Origin of the sequence: Chromobacterium haemolyticum DSM 19808 (assembly GCF_000711885.1) — a bacterium.
Taxonomy (GTDB): domain Bacteria; phylum Pseudomonadota; class Gammaproteobacteria; order Burkholderiales; family Chromobacteriaceae; genus Chromobacterium; species Chromobacterium haemolyticum.
Genome location: NZ_JONK01000013.1, coordinates 85,453 through 102,738, shown reverse-complemented (window position 1 = coordinate 102,738; position 17,286 = coordinate 85,453). Strand labels below are relative to the sequence as shown.

Here is a 17,286-nt window from a genome sequence, read left to right as displayed (position 1 = left end):
AGCCAGGGGAGACAACGATGAATCAGCCGCAGATGGACGCGTTCTGGATGCCGTTCACCGCCAACCGCCAGTTCAAGAGCGCGCCGCGCATGCTGGTGAGCGCCGACGGCATGTATTACACCGACGATCAGGGCCGAAAGATCCTGGACGGCAGCGCCGGCCTGTGGTGCGTGACCGCCGGCCACAACCGCAAGCCCATCGTCGAGGCAGTGCAGCGGCAGGTGGCGACGCTGGACTATGCGCCGCCGTTCCAGATGGCGCATCCCAAGGCTTTCGAGGCCGCCGACAAGCTGGTGGCGATGGCGCCCAAGGGCTTGAGCAAGGCGTTCTTCGTGGGTTCCGGCTCGGAGGCGGCGGACACCGCGCTCAAGATGGCGGTGGCGTATCACCGCGTGCGCGGCGACGCCGCCCGCGTCAAACTGATTGGCCGCGAGCGGGGTTATCACGGTGTCAACTTCGGCGGCATCTCGGTGGGCGGCATGGCCGGCAACCGCAAGCATTTCCCGGTGTCCTTGCCGGCGGTGGATCATCTGCGCAGCACTCACGACCTTGCCCGCAACGCTTTCAGCCGCGGCGAGCCCGAGCACGGCGCAGAATTCGCGGATGAATTGGAAGCGCGGATACTGACCCTGCACGATCCGTCCACCATCGCCGCCGTCATTGTCGAGCCGATGGCCGGTTCCACTGGCGTTCTGATTCCTCCCAAGGGCTATTTGCGGCGTTTGCGCGAAATCTGCGACCGCTACGGCATCCTGCTGATTTTCGACGAAGTGATCACCGGTTTCGGCCGTTTGGGCGCGGATTGGGCCGCCAACAAGTTCGGCGTGCTGCCGGACATCATCACCTGCGCCAAGGGCCTGACCAACGGCGTGGTGCCGATGGGCGCCTTGCTGGTGAAGCCGGAGATCCACGATGCCTTCATGGCCGCCGCCGGCGAGCGCATGATCGAGTTCCCGCACGGCTACACCTATTCCGCCCACCCGCTGGCTTGCGCCGCGGCGATCGCCTCGCTGGACCTGTACCGCGACGAGCAATTGTTCGAGCGCGCCGCCGGCCTGTCCGCTTATTTCGAGGAGCGCGCGCACGCTTTGCGCGGCCAGCCCTACGTCAAGGACATCCGCAATTTGGGCCTGGTGGCCGGCATTGAACTGGACAGCCGGGCGGGCGCGGCTGGACAGCGCGGTTTCGATGTTTTCCTCAAGTGCTGGGAACAAGGCGTGCTGGTGCGCTTCACCGGCGACATCCTGGCGGTTTCGCCGCCGCTGATCATTGAGAAGCACGAGATCGACCGGCTGTTCGAGACCATTGCCTCCGCCTTGCGCGCCTGCGAATGAGCGCGGCGCCGAATACCCAACCCATACCCATCGGAACGAATATGCAGACCATTCCTCATTACATTGGCGGCGAACGCTGCGAAGGCCGCAGCGGCCGCTTTGGCGATGTCTACAACCCGGCGCTGGGCAGCGTCGCCGCCCGCGTGCCGTTGGCGAGCCAGGACGAGGTCCAGGCCGCGGTGGCGGCGGCGCGCAAGGCCTTCCCGGCCTGGGCGGAAACCTCGCCGCTGAAGCGGGCGCGGGTGATGTTCAAGTTCAAGGAGTTGCTGGAGCAAAACCAGCAGCGGCTGGCGGCGCTGATTTCCAGCGAGCACGGCAAAGTGGTGTCCGACGCCATCGGCGAGGTTACCCGCGGCCTGGAGGTGGTGGAGTTCGCCTGCGGTATTCCGCAGCTGCTGAAAGGCGAGTTCACCGAGCAGGTGGGCGGCGGCATCGATAGCCATTCCATGCGTCAGCCGCTGGGCGTGGTGGCCGGCATCACCCCGTTCAACTTTCCGGCGATGGTGCCGTTGTGGATGTTCCCGGTGGCGCTGGCCTGCGGCAACTGTTTCATTCTCAAGCCGTCCGAGCGCGACCCATCCGCCGCCTTGCTATTGGCCGAACTGCTGCAGCAGGCCGGCTTGCCGGCCGGAGTATTCAACGTGGTGCACGGCGACAAGCAGGCGGTGGACGCCTTGCTTGTCCATCCTGACATCGCCGCGCTCAGCTTCGTCGGCTCTACGCCCATTGCCCAGTACATCTACGAAACCGGCGCGCGCCATGGCAAGCGGGTGCAGGCGCTGGGCGGCGCCAAGAACCACCTGGTGGTGATGCCGGACGCGGATCTGGACGGCGCGGTGGAGGCGCTGATCGGCGCCGCCTACGGTTCGGCCGGCGAGCGTTGCATGGCGATCTCAGTGGTGCTGGCGGTGGGCGATATCGGCGACGCGCTTGTGGAACGGCTGGCCGAGCGCGCGCGCAATCTGAAGATAGGCGTGGGCGACGACGCGGCGGCGGAAATGGGGCCGTTGGTGACGCGCCAGCATTTGGACAAGGTGACCGGCTATGTCGATCAGGGTGTGGCCGAAGGCGCGCAACTGGTGGTGGACGGCCGCGGCTACCGCCATCCCGGTCACGAGGACGGATTTTTCCTCGGCGGCTGCCTGTTCGACCATGTGACGCCGGAGATGACCATTTACAAGGAGGAAATCTTCGGGCCGGTGCTGGCTGTGGTGAGAGTGCCGGACTTCGACAGCGCGGTCAGCCTGATCAACGCCCATCCCTTCGCCAACGGCACCAGCATCTTCACCCGCTCCGGCGGCGCCGCGCGCGAGTTCAGCCACCGCATTCAGGTGGGCATGGTGGGCATCAATGTGCCGATTCCGGTGCCGATGGCTTTCCACAGCTTTGGCGGCTGGAAAGCCTCGTTGTTCGGCGACCATCATATGCACGGTCCGGAAGGCGTGCGTTTTTACACTCGGATGAAGACGGTGACCAGCCGCTGGCCGGCCAAGATGACCGCCGAATTTGTGATGCCGACGATGAAGTGAGCGTTGGCGAACTAAAGGCAGAGGAATGACGACTCTGGATGCGGGCATGCATGCTCGCGTCCAGTTTAACCCGGAGCGATCCGGGTTTTTTTATGCTATTGATGTTTTTCATCGAAATGTCTCAAACTGGGATTGTTCGCATCAAAAGAGCGATGAGCACTGTCTAGAATAAGTTAACAAGGTGTGGGGAGATGGAGATGAATAAAACAACAATGAGCCTGCGCGGCCGGCTGCTCTTGCTATTGGTGGCGATGGCGCTGCTGGTGACGGCGATAGGCGTGCTCTCTGTGATGCGCGAGCGGGACGCCATGTTGCAGGACCGCAAGGACAAGACGCGCAATCTGGTGGAGTCCGCGGCGGCACTGGTGACGTCTTACGAGAAAATGGCGGCGGACGGCAAGATGAGCGAGCCGCAGGCCAAGCACCTGGCGGCGGCGGCCTTGAGCAGCATGCGCTACGACGAGCGCGAGTATTTCTTCGCCTTCGACAAAGGGCTGACCTACGTCGCCCACGGCGTGAAGCCTGCCTTGATCGGCAAAAATCTGCACGGGGTCAAGGAGGGGAGCGGCCGGGACATGGGCCAGCTGTTCGATCAAGCCTTGAGCGCCGGCGGCGGCAAGGGCTACGCCAGCTATGTCTGGGACAAACCGGGTTTTGACGCGCCGCAGCCCAAAATTTCCTATTTGATGACCTCTCCCGGCTGGGGCTGGGTGCTGGGCACCGGCATTTATCTGGACGACGTGGCGGCCGCTTATCACAAATCGCTGTTCAATCTGGCGCTGGAGGTGGGCGTGATCCTGTTGCTGCTGGCGGGCTTGGGCGCTTACATCATGCGCAGCGTGTTGGGCCAGTTGGGCGGCGAGCCGGCGGTCACGGTGGATATCGTCAAGCGCATTGCCGCCGGCCAGCTGGATATGGCGGTGCCGGTGAAGGCTGGCGACCACGACAGCCTGCTGGCCAATGTCGCCAGCATGCAGGGAGAGTTGCGGCAGTTGGTGGGCGAAATCGCCGCCGCGGCCAATCGGGTGTCGGAGATGAGCGCGGATGTCAGCAGCCATGCCAGCGAAGTGGCGAACGGCTCGGAACGGCAGAGCGAGGCGGCCACCTCGATGGCGGCGTCGATAGAAGAACTCACCGTCAGCATCAACCATATTTCCGACCGCGCCCAGGACGCCAGAAGCCTGTCTGAACAGTCCGGCGAATCATCGCAGCAGGGCAGCGAGGTGATTTCGCGCGCAGTGGCGGAAATGCGCCGCATCAATGAGTCGGTGGAGCTGGCCGCCGGCACCATCAACGAGCTGGTGGATAAGGCGCAGGTGATTTCCGGCATCATGCAAGTGATCAAGGATATTGCCGATCAGACCAATCTCCTGGCCCTGAACGCGGCGATCGAGGCCGCGCGCGCCGGCGAGCAGGGCCGCGGCTTCGCGGTGGTGGCGGACGAGGTGCGCAAGTTGTCCGAGCGCACCGCTCAGGCTACCGAGGAGATTGCCGGCATGATCGCCGAGATCCAGCAAAGCTCGACCCAATCGCACGGTTCGATGGAAGAGGCGGTGCGGCGCGCCAAGAACGGCCTGGAGCTGGCCGAGCAGGGCGGCGAGGCGGTGGGAGAGATCAGCCGGAGCGCTGGCGGGGTGCTGGGCGTGGTCAACGATATTTCACACGCGCTGAAGGAGCAGGGCACCGCCAGTCAGGATATCGCTCAATACGTCGAGCAGATTGCGATGAGCTCCAGCAAGAACGCGCAGGCGGCGTCCACCGCCTCGGCGGCGCTGGCGGACATGAGCCAGCTGGCCGGCAGTCTGCGCGGGCTGGTGTCGCGCTTCCGCTGTTGAGAGGCGACGCGGCGGCCCGGGCCGCCGCCGTTTTCCCCGCCGCGTCAGCGGCCGATTTCGGTGCGCACGTCCAGCAACTCCGGGAAAAAGGTCAGCTCCAGCGCCTGCTTGAGGAAGCGCACGCCGCTGGAGCCGCCGGTGCCCTGTTTGAAGCCGATGACCCGTTCCACCGTCTTCATATGCCGGAAGCGCCACAGGTGGAAGTATTCCTCCACGTCCACCAGCTTTTCCGCCATCTCATAGGCTTCCCAGTGCTGCTGGGGGTGATCGTAAATACTCTTGAACAGCGGGATCAGCTCCGGGTTGCGCTGATAGGGCTGCGACCAGTCGCGTTCCAGGCTGGAAGCCGGCACCGGCAGGCCGCGGCGCGCCAGATGGCGCAGGAATTCGTCGTACAGGCTGGGCGCTTCCAGGATGGCTTTTAGCGCGGCATGTTTGTCCGGCTCGTGGGCGAACACGTTGAGCATTGCCTGGTTCTTGTTGCCCAGCAGGAATTCGATGGAGCGGTATTGGTGGGACTGGAAACCGGAGGAGTTGCCCAGCACGTCGCGGAACTCCATGTATTCGGACGGCGTCAGCGTTTCCAGCACCGCCCATTGTTCGAACAACAGACGTTGGATCTGCTTGACCCGCGCCAGGCATTTGAAGCTGGGGCCCAGCGTGTCCTGCTGGACGAAGCGCACCGCGGCCTGCAATTCGTGCAGCATCAATTTCATCCACAATTCCGACGTCTGGTGCTGGATCACGAACAGCAGCTCGTCATGGTGCGGCGGGTTGGACAGCGGTTTTTGGCAGGCCAGCAGTTCATCCAGGCACAGATAACCGCCGTAGCTCATGCGCTCGGAAAAGTTGGTGACGATCCCGGCTTCCAGTTTTCTCTCGTTCATGGTTTTTCCCTTGTAGAGGCGGCGCGGTGTTTCTTGGTGTGGTTCCGGCACGGGCCGGTTCGCGCCGCCGGCGAATGATGATCGGGAATCCGGGGCTGAATGTCAAAACGCGCGATGTTCCGGTGAGGAAACATCGCGCGCGCTCAAGGGGACGGCGGCAACGCTCAAGGGCGGTGTTTGCGGCCCAGCAAGATGGCCAACAGCAGCAGCGCCGCGCAGCCTATCAAGACTGGGGCGTTGCCGTGGCGCATATAAGGGGTGAGCCCCTGGCGGCCCTGGGCGAAACCTTGCAACACCTGGCGGGTGTAGGGCGCCGCCACCGCGGCGATTTCGCCGTCCGGGCGGATGATGGCGGTCATGCCGTTATTGGTGGCGCGCAGCATGTAGCGGCCGTTTTCCAGCGCGCGCGCCTGGGATAACTGCAGGTGCTGGCTCATCGCCACGCTCTTGCCGAACCAGGCCAGGTTGCTGACGTTGGCCATGATGCTGGCTTGGGAGGCGGGGCCTATCAGCTCCTCGCCGAAGCTGTCTTCATAGCAAACGTTGAAGGCGATTTTCTCGCCGGCCAGCGCCAGTGGCGGTTGATTGGCGCCGCCGCTGCTGAAGCCCGACATCGGCATGTTCATGAACTGGTAGATCCAGCCTATCAGGCTGGGAACCGGGATAAATTCGCCAAACGGCACCAGATGATCCTTGGCGAAATACGGCTGGCCCGGCGTGGTCAGCGCCACCACCGCGTTCAAATAACCGCGGCCGTCGTTGGTGCGGCGGGGCACGCCGGTGGCCAGCGCCATGCCGGCGCGCTGGGCCTGGCCTTCCATCATGCTCAGGTAGCCGGACGGCAGGTCGTCGAGGAACAGCGGCAGTGCGGTTTCCGGCAGCAGCATCAGGTCGGCGCGGGCGGTGGCCACTTGCTGGTAATACACGCGCAGGGATTCTTCCAGGTTTTCCGGCGACCATTTCAGTTCCTGGGCGATATTGCCTTGGGCCAGCGCCACGCTGATGGGTTTGCCCTGAGGCAAGGTCCATTCAATGCTTTTCAGCCAGAAGCCGTTGCCCCATACCGCCAGCGCGGCGATCAGCAGGCCGGCGCGCATTTTCCAGCCGCTGTGCACCATCAGCGCCAGCGCGCCTGCGGACAACGCCACCAGGTAGGTGACCAAGTGGGAACCGCCCAGCGGCGTGTAGCCGGCCAGCGGGCTCTCCGTGATCTGGGAGTAGCCGGCGGCGGCCCAGGGGAAACCGGTCAGCACCCAGCCGCGCAGCCATTCCCCCAGTTCCCACAGGGCCGGAAAGGCCAGCAGCCAGCGTTGCCAAGGCTTGGCGGTGACCCGGGCGCTCAGCCACATCGCGAGGCCCGGGTAGAGCGCCAGATAGGCCGGCAGCAACAGCACCAGCGGCAAGGCGATCCAGACCGGCAAGCCGGCCACGTCGTGCAGGCTGTTGTAGATCCAGTTGAAGTTGCTGGTGTAGGCGGCCAGGCCCCAGACATAGCCGATCCAGAACGCGCGTTGCGGGTGGCGCTGGGTCAGGTCCGCCAGCGCCGCAAGCGATAGCGGCATGATCCAGAACAAGCGGTAGGGGGCGAAGGCGAACAGTGTGAGGCTGCCAGCCAAGGCGGCTGCCAGCAGGACCAGTAAAGTGCGCATGGTAGGCATCAGGCGAAGCCGGCTGGCAAAAGCCGGCCGACGGATTGTCAAATAGCTGATATTCATCTTAGGAGCGGGAGGCGCGGGCACCAAGCCCAATCCGGCCTCCCGCGTCTGGAGATGGTTTTTAGAGCCTGTTCACGATCTCGCGAGCAAGAGCGAGACAAGGCGAAAACGAGCGAAAAAGCGGAATGTACACGTGGTACATGAGCATTTTGAGCTTGTTTTTAACGCCGTATCGCCACAGCGCAGCAGATCGTGAACAGGTTCTTAGAGCCTGCTTTCGATCTGGCGAGCGGGAGCGAACAAGGCGAAAGCGGCTGAGAAAGCGGAGTGTACACGGAGTTCAGGCGCATTCCCAAAGCGTCCATGCCGTGTAACACCCCTCGACGCGCAGCCGATTATAAACAGGGTCTCAGACTTCGCTGGTCTCGCCGGCCTGAATCCGCTCCACCAGCAGGGTGTCTACGCGGCGGTTGTCGGCGCGCAGCACGGTGAAGCGCAGGCCGGCGGCTTCCACCGCTTCGCCGCGCTTGGGCAGGTGGCCGGTCAGGGAGATCACCAGGCCGCCGACGGTGTCGACGTCGTCGTCTTCGAAATCGGTTTCAAAGTAATGGTTGAAGTCCTCGATCTCGGTCAGCGCCTTGACCCGGTAGCGCTGATGGCCGCGCACCGGCAGGATATCTTCCTCGTCGTCCTCGGTGTCGTATTCGTCCTCGATGTCGCCGACGATCTGCTCGATCACGTCTTCAATGGTCACCAGGCCGGACACGCCGCCGTATTCGTCCACCACTACCGCCATGTGATTGTGGGTGGCGCGGAAATCCCGCAGCAGCACGTTCAGCGGCTTGGATTCCGGCACAAACACCGCCGGGCGCAGCACCGCTTTCAAATCGAAGCTGGCCGGCGCGTGGAAGTAGCGCAACAGTTCCTTGGCCAACAGAATGCCCAGCACGTCGTCCTTGCTGTCGCCTATCACCGGAAAGCGCGAGTGTCCGGAGTCGATCACCATCGGCAGGAAGCGGGTGATCGGGTCGTCGCAGCTGATCACGTTCATCTGGCTGCGCGGGATCATGACGTCGCGCACGGTCAGCTCGCTGACTTCCAGCACGCCTTCGATCATGCCGAGCGCTTCCGCGTCCAGCAGGTTGCGCTCGAAGGCGTTGTGCAAGAGTTCGATCAACTCTTCGCGATCTTCCGGCTCGCGCAGCAACATGGTGGACAGGCGTTCCAGCCAAGTCGGCCGCGGTTTACTGGGGTCTTCCATTTCTTAGAACTGCTCCTCTCGATAGGGGTCGGGATATCCTAGCCTCTGCATGATGACGGTTTCAAGCGTTTCCATGGTTTCGGCTTCGTCGTCTTGCTCGTGGTCAAAGCCCTGCAGATGCAGCATGCCGTGCACCAGCAGGTGGGCGTAATGGGCTTGCAGCGGCTTGTTTTGCTCGGCGGCCTCTTTTTCCACCACCGGCGCGCACAGCACCAGATCGCCGATCAGCGGCAGGCCCGGCACCGGGTCGCCCTCGTTGAGGGCGAAGCTCAGCACATTGGTGGCGTAGTCCTTGCCGCGGTAGTCGCGGTTCATTTGACGGCCTTCGTCCGCGTCCACGATCAGGATGCTGACCTGGGCCTGCTTGACGCCGGCTTGCAGCGCAGCCTGGCTCCAGCGGCGCAAATCTGCGGGCCGCGGCAGGGCGGCGGTCTGGCTGCGCACCTCCAGGCTCAGTTCCAGGCGCGCGGCCAGGCGCGCCAGCAGCGGGTTACGCTTGGCTCTTTTCATCTTGCTTGCTTTGGTATTGGTCGTAGGCGTCGACGATTTTCTGCACCAGCGGGTGGCGCACCACGTCGTCGCTCTGGAAATGATGGAAATGGATGCCGCGCACCTTGTCCAGAATGCGCTCCACTTCGACCAGGCCGCTTTTCTGATGGCGGGCCAGGTCAATCTGGGTCACGTCGCCGGTGATCACCGCCTTGGAGCCGAAGCCGATGCGGGTCAGGAACATCTTCATCTGTTCCGGCGTGGTGTTCTGCGCCTCGTCCAGGATAATGAAGGCGTTGTTCAGCGTGCGGCCGCGCATATAGGCCAGCGGCGCGATCTCGATCAGGTTCTTTTCGAACAGCCGGGTCACGCGATCAAAGCCCATCAGATCGTACAGCGCGTCGTACAGCGGCCGTAGATACGGGTCCACCTTCTGCGCCAGGTCGCCGGGCAGGAAGCCCAGCTTCTCGCCGGCCTCCACCGCCGGGCGCACCAGCACGATGCGTTTGACCGTGTCGCGCTCCATCGCGTCCACCGCGCAGCCCACCGCCAGATAGGTTTTGCCGGTGCCGGCGGGGCCAATGCCGAAGGTGATGTCGTGTTGCTGAATGGCTTTGATGTAGCGGCTCTGGCGCGGCGTGCGGCCGCGCAAATCGCCGCGACGGGTCACGAGCACGGGGGCGTCTTCGTCTTCGGCGGCGGCCGTTGCGCCGTTGGGCGCGTGACGGCGCAGTTCCACCAGGCACAGTTGCACGTCGTCTATCGACAGCTCCTGTTTTTCCGCCAGCAGATAGAGCCGGGTCAGCGCTTCCACCGCGGTCTTGGCCTGTTCGCCTTGCACGCGGAAGCTTTCTCCGCGGCGCTGCACGGTCACGTCCAGGCCGGTTTCTATCTGTTTCAGGTTTTCGTCCAGCGGGCCGCACAGGCGGGCCAGCCGTTCGTTGTCGACGGGATTGAAGCTGAGGGGTTCGGCGTGCGATGTAGTCATGCGGCTCGTAGTCTGGGTCGTTCTGCGCGGCCCGCGGCGGGGCGGGATGGCGGATGGGCAAGGGTTAAGGCTGCGGCGCTCATCAAATGTTCCGCAGACAATCCAGTTCCGGCGCGCTCATGCTGGCGTGGAACTCAGTGATTTCATAGCGGGCGAGGCCGGCGACGGCGAACGGGTCGCGCGCCAGCAGGGCCTCGAGCTCGGCGCGGTCTCCGCGCGCCAGGATCACGCCGCCGGTGCGCGGCGTTTTGCGGCCGGAGGCCAGCAGCAAACCGGAAGCGTAGCCCTGCCGCAGCCAGGCGACATGCTGTTCCAGCAACGCGTCGATATCGGACAGCGGGGCGATGTAGCTTAGCGAAACGATGAACATGGCGGCGTCAGCTCGGATGGAAAGCGCCAAGCATACGCCCGCCCGCGGCGGCCGGCGTAAAAAAATGGCGGGCGGACATCATGCTCAGACGGTTTCCGCGATCAGCGCCTCGCCTACCAGCGAGTGCGGACGCGCTTCGGTGATGCGCACGTCTATCATCTGATTGAGCAGGCGCGGGTGGCCGACGAAGTTGACCACGCGGTTGTTGGCGGTGCGTGCCGCCAGCATGGTGGCGTCTTTCTTGGACACGCTTTCCACCAGCACGCGTTGTACGGTGCCCACCATGGATTGATTGATGGCGAAGCCCTTGGCCTCAATCACCTCGTTCAGGGCTTCCAGGCGACGCACTTTTTCCGCGTGAGGGGTATCGTCCGGCAGATTGGACGCCGGCGTGCCCGGACGCGGGCTATAGATGAACACGTAGCTGAAGTCGACTTCCATGTCTTTGACCAGCTTCAGCGTTTGTTCGAAGTCGGCCTCGGTTTCGCCGGGGAAGCCGACGATGAAGTCGGAGGACAGGCACAGGTCCGGCCGCAGCGCGCGCAGCTTGCGGATGATGGATTTGTACTCCAGGCCGGTATAGCCGCGCTTCATCGCCGCCAGTACGCGGTCGGCGCCGCTTTGCACCGGCAGGTGCAGATGAGACACCAGCTTGGGCAGCTTGCCGTAGCAATCGATGATGCGCTGGCTGAATTCGCGCGGGTGGCTGGTGGTGAAACGGATGCGCTCCACGCCCGGCACCTCGTGCACGTATTCCAGCAGCAGCGCGAAGTCGGCGATTTCGCCATCGGACATCGCGCCGCGATAGGCGTTGACGTTTTGCCCCAGCAAGGTGATTTCCTTGACGCCCTGCGCGGCCAGGCCGGCGATTTCGGTCAGCACGTCGTCAAAGGGGCGGCTGACTTCCTCGCCGCGGGTGTAAGGCACCACGCAGAAGGAGCAATACTTGGAACAGCCTTCCATGATGGACACGTAAGCCGCGCCGCCTTCCACCTTGGCGGGCGGGATATGGTCGAATTTCTCGATTTCCGGGAAGGAGATGTCCACCTGGGAGCTGCCGCTGGATTGGCGCGACTTGATCAGATCCGGCAGGCGGTGCAGGGTTTGCGGGCCGAACACCACGTCGACGTAGGGCGCGCGTTTGACGATGGTCTCGCCCTCCTGCGACGCCACGCAGCCGCCGACGCCGATGATCAGATCGGGTTTGGCTTCTTTCAGCGGGCGGATGCGGCCCAGGTCCGAAAACACTTTTTCCTGCGCCTTTTCGCGCACGCTACAGGTGTTGAACAGGATGATGTCGGCTTCTTCCGGATTGTCCGTTTTGACCATGCCTTCGGAGTCGGACAGCACATCCGCCATTTTGTCCGAGTCGTACTCGTTCATTTGGCAGCCAAACGTCTTGATGTATACCTTTTTCATTGCAGCTAGATTCCAGCGTGTTTCTGTCAATTCGCCGCGAGCCAGGCCCGACAGGCGCCGCCACGGGCGGCTGAGCTTATTGGGACGGTTGGGCGGCTGCTTCGGCTTCCCTTTGCTTCAGCATCTCCACTTCCTCGGGGCGCAGCACCCAGATCTGGTTGATCTGACCTTGCATATTGAAGGTGACGCCCACCGGGCGGCCTTCCAGGCTTTCCAGTTGGCCGCGCAGCAGGAAGCGGTTGTGCTCGTCGAAGATGCGCAGGCCGGGCGCCAATGGGAACTGGCGTTCGGAGCGGATGAAAATGCCGAGCAGGCTTTCCAGCAACGAGCGGTCTTTCTTGACGAACTCGATGGTGGCGTCATCCGCGGCGCGGACGGTGCCGGCCTTCAGTTCCATCGGCAGCAAACGGCCGGCCAGGGCCGGGGCGGCGAGCCATGCCGCACACAGGGCGACTATGAGTATTTTCATAAGGAATTGAATACGTTGCGCGCGATTCTATCATAGCTTGGCCAAGGGGCTGGCCAAATCTTCCTTGCAGCATAGGCGTTTTGGCGCGCCGGTGCGGCCGGCGTTCACAAGGCGCGTTGCATGCCGACCGCGCCTTCGCCATAGGCCTGGCGGGTGTAATCGTCGCGCGCGCAGGGCTGGTAGCCAAAGCGCTTCCAGTAGCGCGCGGCGCCCTGAACCGCCACCAACCGCGCCTGGCGCAGTCCGCGCCGCCGGCCCTGGCCAAGCACGGTTTGCACCAGGCGCGGTCCCAGACCATGGCCGCGCGCATCCGGGTGCAACGCCAGATCGTGTATGAACAGGGTGTCGACTGCTTCCGGCAACTGCTCCAGCGGGCGGTTCAGGCTGGGCGGACGGCCGCCGGCCCAGGGGTGGGCGAACACATAGCCCAGTACCTGTCCGGGGCGCTCCGCCACCCAGCAGGTGTCCGGGGAGAGCCGGTGGCGCGAGGCCAGCGCGTCGCGGCTTTCTATCAGCGACGGTGGATAGCAGTGTTGCTGAACTTGCAGCACGGCGGGAAAATCTTGAACTTGCATCGGGCGCAGGACAATGGCGTCCTGCCGGCGACAGACTGCGGACATCGGGTGCGGGCCAATCCATGGAAGACAAAAAGCAAAGCGCGCGGCCAGAGCCGCGCAGCGTCGAAGGCGGCGATTATAGCCTCCGAGAGAGCGGGGGGCCAGCCGGCCCAGGAGAGGATTGCATGGGGGCGGTTCAGGCGCCTATACCACAGCAAGACGCGATATCAGACGCGTGTGGGCGGGAGCATGATGCGATGACGATACCTGCGCCGGTACGGCCGCTGGAGCAAGACTTCGACGCTTATCTGATCGACGCTTTTCAATGGCGCAGCCTGGGGTTCCAGGGGGTTGGAGTGTTGGGCGCGCTGGGCTTTCTGCTGGTGCGCCGCCTGTACGGCGGCATGGTGCCAGGGTGGCTGTTCCTGGCGGTGGGCCTGGGTTTGGGCGGATTGATCCTGTTGCAGATTGCGGCGCGGCGCGGCCGTCTCTTGCTCTTATGGCAGGTGTTGTTCGCCATTGGGTATTGCCTGGCGATGAAGCGCGCGCTGGATGCCGGAGGATACGGCGAGTATCTGTTGTTGCCGACGCTGGGCGTGTCGGCGCTGGTGATGTCGATCAGCATGTCCAATATATGGCACACCCTGAGTTTTTGGGGGCTGTTGTTATTGGTGTTCGATCCCGTGCGCGTGTTTCTGCGCTGGGGCGGCGAGGAGATGATTTACGGCTTCGGTTTTCTGGCCATCATCATCGGCGGCATGGTGTTGGTCCATCTGCAGGTGGTGCAAACCCTGCGCAGCAACCATCTGTTGTTGAACAAGCTGAAGCGGCAGGCTTTTTACGACTCGCTGAGCAGCCTGCCCAACCGGCGCTCCTTTCTACAGCAGGCCGAGTACGCGCTTGGGCATGAGGACATCGCGTTCTATCTGGCCATCATCGATATCGATCTATTCAAGCGCATCAATGACACCCACGGGCACGCGGTGGGAGATCAGACGATACGCGAAGTCAGCGCCTTGTTGGCCGAAACCTTTCACGATCAGATTTACGGGCGCATTGGCGGCGAGGAGTTCGGCGTGTTGCTGGCGGCGCGCAGCGACGCGGCGGGCCAGGCGCGGTTGGAGTGTTTCCGCCAACAGGTGCGCGCCGCCCCTTTCCCCCATGGGCAGGTGACGGTCAGCGCCGGTGTTTGCCTGGTGGGAAACGGCGGCTTGCAGCAGGCTTTCCACCGGGCGGACCAGGCGTTGTATCAGGCTAAGTCCAGCGGCCGCGATCGGGTGATCGCCTGGCAAGCGGCTTGAGAGGCCGTTCACGGCCCACAGGGCCTTGCCTTGCACAAGCCCGCTAGGGTCTGAACAGGCTTTCGCCGGGGCCGGCTTTCCGGCGCGGCCGGCCGCCCCATCACCGGGCGGCATTGAATTTCTGGCGGAAAAATGGTCTATTCCTCATCCGCCTTTTCATCGAGTCGTCCGCTATGTCGCATTGGTTGTCCCAGATCGACCCCGATTCCGTTCGCCGCACCCCGCTGGGCGCGCGCGGCCATAATCTGCTGCTGACGCCGCTGGCCGCGCCGCGGCCCTTGCCGCTGAGCGCGGACGAGCAGGACATGGTGCGCGGTTGGCTCAAGACGCGGCGCGACCGCGCGCGCTGGAGCACATTGCTGGCGCCGGCGGACAGCCCGGCTCTGGCGGAGAACCTGCTGCGCCGCTTGCTGGAGGCCGGCTGGTGCGAGGTAGAGCTGCACGCCGAAACCGGGCTGCGCTTCCAGCCTTTGCATCCGTTCTGGGTGCAGTGGCTGGATATGTACGGCCTGCGTCACTTATTGGGCATGGCCGACGCGCAGCCTCAGGCCGAAGTGGTGGAGCTGTGGCGCGGCTGGCAGCCGCGCCATCCGTGGCTGCTGGGTCTGGCGGAAAGCCTGAGTCCGCATTTGCAATCCTCTACGCTGGAGCGCCGTCTGAAACTGGCCCAGGCGCTGGACCAATGGCTGCTGGACGGTTGTTGGGGCACTGAGCGTCAGTTCTCGCAGCGCGCGCTGGGGCGCAGCAAGGCTTTCGGCGCCGCGGACCGGCAGTGGCTGGCGGAGTTCGGCGTGGATCTGGAAGCTTGCGGCATCGCCGCCCACACTCCGCACGTTTTCTTGTCCGGGCCGCTGGGTTTGTGGGCCGGGCAGCAATGCCTGTTGTCCGCCGCCTTGCTTCAGCAAGGCGTGGCCTTGGGGCCGGAGGCGTTGATGAGCGTGAGCGCGGTGGAGGGCGCGATCCGCAGCGTGCGCATCGTGGAGAACCTCAGCGTATTCCAGACGCTCAGCCAGCAGGCGCTGCCGGTGTTGACCCTCTGGGTGCCGGGCCAGCCGCACCAGCGCTGGCGCGAGGCGGTTCGTCACTTATTGTCCCTGCTGCGGGTGCCGGTGCAGATTGCCTGCGATTTGGCTCCGTCCGGCATCGCCGTCGCCATGGCCGCCGGCCAAGTGGCGGAGCAGGCCGGGCGGCCGTGGTCGCCGTGGCGGATGCAGCCGGAGCAACTGACGCTGGCCAATGGCGCCCAGCCCTTGAGCGAAGCAGACCAAGCGCAGTTGGCGCGTTTGATGGGCGGCGGCTTGCCCCCCTTGCTGCATGGCCTAGCGATGGAGATGCAGGAGAAACAGTGCAAAGTGGAGCAAGAGGCGCTGTTCATCGAGGACTGGGGAGACTGAGCGGCCGTCCGCTGAAAACAGCCGCGCGAATCCGGCTCCGACGACGGGGGCAAGCGGAAAAGACAGACCGGCGGCAACGCGCCGGCAATGACATTCGGGCAAATTGGGGCGGGTGTGAAAAAACTGCCCGGCAATGGGTACACAGCGAGAAAAAGCTGCGTTATCATCGCCCCCCAAACCCTTGATGGCAAAGGCAAGATATCAAGGTTTTCAGGAATTGAGAGAGGCTGGCGGGGTGTCAGGTGCCCCCGCCGGCCTCTTGCTTTTGGGCCGCCGTTTGGGCGCGTGCGCGCGCCGCCTGAAGAGGAACATCATTCCCATGCTGATTGGCTTCGTCGTTGTTTATTTGTTGTTGTCCGTGGGCATCGGCCTGTATGCCGCCACCCGCGTGCGCAATGCCCGCGATTTCGCCGTGGCCGGCCGCAGCCTGCCGTTTCCCATCGTCACCGCCATGGTGTTCGCCACCTGGTTCGGTTCAGAAGCGGTGCTGGGCATTCCGGCCACCTTTATCGACAAGGGCTTCGCCGGCATCGTCGAAGACCCGTTCGGCTCGTCGATGTGCCTGGTGCTGGTGGGGCTGCTGTTCGCGCGGCCGTTGTACCGGCTCAATCTGCTGACCATAGGCGACTTCTACAAACAGCGCTTCGGCCGCAATGTGGAGCTGTTTGTGTCGCTGTGCATCATCGCCTCCTACCTGGGGTGGGTGGCGGCGCAGTTGACCGCGCTGGGCGTGGTGTTCAACGTGCTGTCCCAAGGCGCGATCAGTGCCAACGCCGGCATGCTGCTGGGCGCCGGCATCGTGCTGGTGTACACGCTGTTTGGCGGCATGTGGTCGGTGGCCTTGACCGATTTCTTCCAGATGACGGTGATTGTCGCTGGCTTGCTGTATCTGACCTGGTTGATTGGTGACATGGCCGGCGGCCCGGTCAAGGTGCTGCAGCACGCGGCGGCGCAGGACAAGTTCACCATGATTCCCAGCCTGTCGCCCAAGGATGTTGTCGGCTTTGTCGGCGCCTTGCTGACCATGATGCTGGGTTCGATTCCGCAGCAGGATATTTTCCAGCGGGTGATGTCGGCCAAGAACGAGAACGTCGCGGCGCGCGCGTCCATGGTTGGCGGCGGCCTGTACCTGACTTTCTGCATGCTGCCCATTTTTATCGGCTTTGCCGCCACTCTGATCGATCCAACCATGGTCAGCCGCTGGATGCAGCAGGACGCGCAGATGATTCTGCCCAGCCTGATCCTGGAGCGCACGCCGCTGTTCGCGCAGGTGATGTTCTTCGGCGCGCTGTTGTCCGCCATCATGTCCACCGCGTCCGGCACTTTGCTGGCGCCGTCGGTGACCTTCACCGAGAACGTGCTCAGCCGTTTCATCCCGGTGATGTCGGACCGGCAGTTCCTGTTGGCGATGCGGCTGACCGTGGTGGGCCTGGCCATTGTCACCACGGTGTTCGCGCTGTTGTCCGACGCCACCATCTACGAGATGGTGGGCAATGCCTACAAGGTGACGCTGGTGTCGGCGGTGGCGCCGTTGTTCGCCGGCTTGTTCTGGAAGCGTTCGACGCCGCAGGGCGCCTTGCTGGCCATCGTGCTGGGCTTGAGCAGCTGGCTGGCGCTGGATTGGTTCGGCCCGGCGGACCCGTTCTGGCCGCCGCAACTGGCGGGCCTGGGCTTCAGCATTGTCGGCATGGTGGCCGGCAGCCTGCTGCCGCAGCGCTTGGGGCGCGGGGCGTTGGCTGCAGTGGGGCGCTTCTGACCTGACCTTAGAGCCTGTTCAAAGTGTCGCGAGCCAGGGCGA

15 protein-coding genes are annotated in these 17,286 nt (G+C 63.9%); 6 read left to right on the top strand and 9 right to left on the bottom strand.

The features are described 5' to 3' along the window. The first annotated feature begins 17 nt into the window (after positions 1–17). The 3 genes from aptA to BR71_RS09755 all read left to right on the top strand — a co-directional run bounded on the left by aptA (position 18) and on the right by BR71_RS09755 (position 4,698). On the top strand, positions 18–1,334 hold the full coding sequence (aptA, locus tag BR71_RS09765) for an omega-aminotransferase AptA (RefSeq protein ID WP_043636346.1): 1,317 nt from the start codon (positions 18–20) through the stop codon (positions 1,332–1,334). A 41-nt stretch (positions 1,335–1,375) separates the two neighbouring features. Beyond that, on the top strand, positions 1,376–2,863 hold the full coding sequence (locus BR71_RS09760; RefSeq protein ID WP_043636343.1) for a CoA-acylating methylmalonate-semialdehyde dehydrogenase: 1,488 nt from the start codon (positions 1,376–1,378) through the stop codon (positions 2,861–2,863). Between the two features lie 197 nt (positions 2,864–3,060). Beyond that, positions 3,061–4,698: a methyl-accepting chemotaxis protein gene (locus BR71_RS09755; RefSeq protein ID WP_156038922.1), complete on the top strand. Its 1,638-nt coding sequence runs from the start codon at positions 3,061–3,063 to the stop codon at positions 4,696–4,698. A 44-nt stretch (positions 4,699–4,742) separates the two neighbouring features. Here BR71_RS09755 and kynA read toward each other — a convergent pair whose 3' ends face one another. The 9 genes from kynA to BR71_RS09710 all read right to left on the bottom strand — a co-directional run bounded on the left by kynA (position 4,743) and on the right by BR71_RS09710 (position 12,856). Next, entirely contained in the window at positions 4,743–5,585 is an 843-nt protein-coding gene (kynA, locus tag BR71_RS09750; protein WP_043636336.1) for a tryptophan 2,3-dioxygenase, read from the bottom strand. Positions 5,586–5,749: 164 nt separating this feature from the next. Continuing rightward, positions 5,750–7,234 (bottom strand): apolipoprotein N-acyltransferase, encoded by a 1,485-nt coding sequence (lnt, locus tag BR71_RS09745; protein ID WP_052370464.1) that lies wholly within the window; start codon positions 7,232–7,234, stop codon positions 5,750–5,752. Positions 7,235–7,649: 415 nt separating this feature from the next. Beyond that, entirely contained in the window at positions 7,650–8,501 is an 852-nt protein-coding gene (locus tag BR71_RS09740) for an HlyC/CorC family transporter (RefSeq protein WP_019102982.1), read from the bottom strand. A 3-nt stretch (positions 8,502–8,504) separates the two neighbouring features. Beyond that, positions 8,505–9,011: an rRNA maturation RNase YbeY gene (gene ybeY, locus BR71_RS09735; RefSeq protein WP_043636332.1), complete on the bottom strand. Its 507-nt coding sequence runs from the start codon at positions 9,009–9,011 to the stop codon at positions 8,505–8,507. Then, complete coding sequence (locus BR71_RS09730) at positions 8,992–9,978, bottom strand: PhoH family protein (protein ID WP_043636328.1); 987 nt, start codon at positions 9,976–9,978, stop codon at positions 8,992–8,994. Before BR71_RS09730 ends, ybeY begins: the two co-directional genes overlap by 20 nt. Before the next feature lie 82 nt (positions 9,979–10,060). After that, positions 10,061–10,348 carry a YciI family protein gene (locus tag BR71_RS09725; protein WP_043636324.1) on the bottom strand — a complete coding sequence of 96 codons (288 nt, stop codon included), beginning with the start codon at positions 10,346–10,348 and terminating at the stop codon, positions 10,061–10,063. Between the two features lie 84 nt (positions 10,349–10,432). After that, a complete protein-coding gene (gene miaB / locus BR71_RS09720) occupies positions 10,433–11,767 on the bottom strand; it encodes a tRNA (N6-isopentenyl adenosine(37)-C2)-methylthiotransferase MiaB (protein WP_019102978.1) in 1,335 nt (444 codons plus the stop codon). Between the two features lie 76 nt (positions 11,768–11,843). Next, a complete protein-coding gene (locus tag BR71_RS09715) occupies positions 11,844–12,236 on the bottom strand; it encodes a hypothetical protein (RefSeq protein ID WP_052370460.1) in 393 nt (130 codons plus the stop codon). A 104-nt stretch (positions 12,237–12,340) separates the two neighbouring features. After that, positions 12,341–12,856 carry a GNAT family N-acetyltransferase gene (locus tag BR71_RS09710; protein WP_052370459.1) on the bottom strand — a complete coding sequence of 172 codons (516 nt, stop codon included), beginning with the start codon at positions 12,854–12,856 and terminating at the stop codon, positions 12,341–12,343. Positions 12,857–13,050: 194 nt separating this feature from the next. On the opposite strand from BR71_RS09710, the gene BR71_RS22895 reads away from it, so the two are divergent. The 3 genes from BR71_RS22895 (at position 13,051) to BR71_RS09695 (ending at position 17,244) form a co-directional block, all read left to right on the top strand. Beyond that, positions 13,051–14,094, top strand: coding sequence for a GGDEF domain-containing protein (locus tag BR71_RS22895; protein WP_052370458.1), 1,044 nt, complete (start codon positions 13,051–13,053; stop codon positions 14,092–14,094). A gap of 173 nt (positions 14,095–14,267) precedes the next feature. Next, a complete protein-coding gene (locus tag BR71_RS09700) occupies positions 14,268–15,488 on the top strand; it encodes a DUF2399 domain-containing protein (protein WP_043636322.1) in 1,221 nt (406 codons plus the stop codon). A 319-nt stretch (positions 15,489–15,807) separates the two neighbouring features. Continuing rightward, on the top strand, positions 15,808–17,244 hold the full coding sequence (locus BR71_RS09695) for a high affinity choline transporter 1 (RefSeq protein ID WP_043636318.1): 1,437 nt from the start codon (positions 15,808–15,810) through the stop codon (positions 17,242–17,244). Positions 17,245–17,286 lie beyond the last annotated feature (42 nt).

Coding starts and splice junctions, on each gene's coding strand:
- aptA (WP_043636346.1), top strand. CDS start 18: ATGAATCAGCCGCAGATGGACGCGTTCTGGATGCCGTTCACCGCCAAC.
- BR71_RS09760 (WP_043636343.1), top strand. CDS start 1,376: ATGCAGACCATTCCTCATTACATTGGCGGCGAACGCTGCGAAGGCCGC.
- BR71_RS09755 (WP_156038922.1), top strand. CDS start 3,061: ATGAATAAAACAACAATGAGCCTGCGCGGCCGGCTGCTCTTGCTATTG.
- kynA (WP_043636336.1), bottom strand. CDS start 5,585: ATGAACGAGAGAAAACTGGAAGCCGGGATCGTCACCAACTTTTCCGAG.
- lnt (WP_052370464.1), bottom strand. CDS start 7,234: ATGCGCACTTTACTGGTCCTGCTGGCAGCCGCCTTGGCTGGCAGCCTC.
- BR71_RS09740 (WP_019102982.1), bottom strand. CDS start 8,501: ATGGAAGACCCCAGTAAACCGCGGCCGACTTGGCTGGAACGCCTGTCC.
- ybeY (WP_043636332.1), bottom strand. CDS start 9,011: ATGAAAAGAGCCAAGCGTAACCCGCTGCTGGCGCGCCTGGCCGCGCGC.
- BR71_RS09730 (WP_043636328.1), bottom strand. CDS start 9,978: ATGACTACATCGCACGCCGAACCCCTCAGCTTCAATCCCGTCGACAAC.
- BR71_RS09725 (WP_043636324.1), bottom strand. CDS start 10,348: ATGTTCATCGTTTCGCTAAGCTACATCGCCCCGCTGTCCGATATCGAC.
- miaB (WP_019102978.1), bottom strand. CDS start 11,767: ATGAAAAAGGTATACATCAAGACGTTTGGCTGCCAAATGAACGAGTAC.
- BR71_RS09715 (WP_052370460.1), bottom strand. CDS start 12,236: ATGAAAATACTCATAGTCGCCCTGTGTGCGGCATGGCTCGCCGCCCCG.
- BR71_RS09710 (WP_052370459.1), bottom strand. CDS start 12,856: ATGTCCGCAGTCTGTCGCCGGCAGGACGCCATTGTCCTGCGCCCGATG.
- BR71_RS22895 (WP_052370458.1), top strand. CDS start 13,051: ATGACGATACCTGCGCCGGTACGGCCGCTGGAGCAAGACTTCGACGCT.
- BR71_RS09700 (WP_043636322.1), top strand. CDS start 14,268: ATGTCGCATTGGTTGTCCCAGATCGACCCCGATTCCGTTCGCCGCACC.
- BR71_RS09695 (WP_043636318.1), top strand. CDS start 15,808: ATGCTGATTGGCTTCGTCGTTGTTTATTTGTTGTTGTCCGTGGGCATC.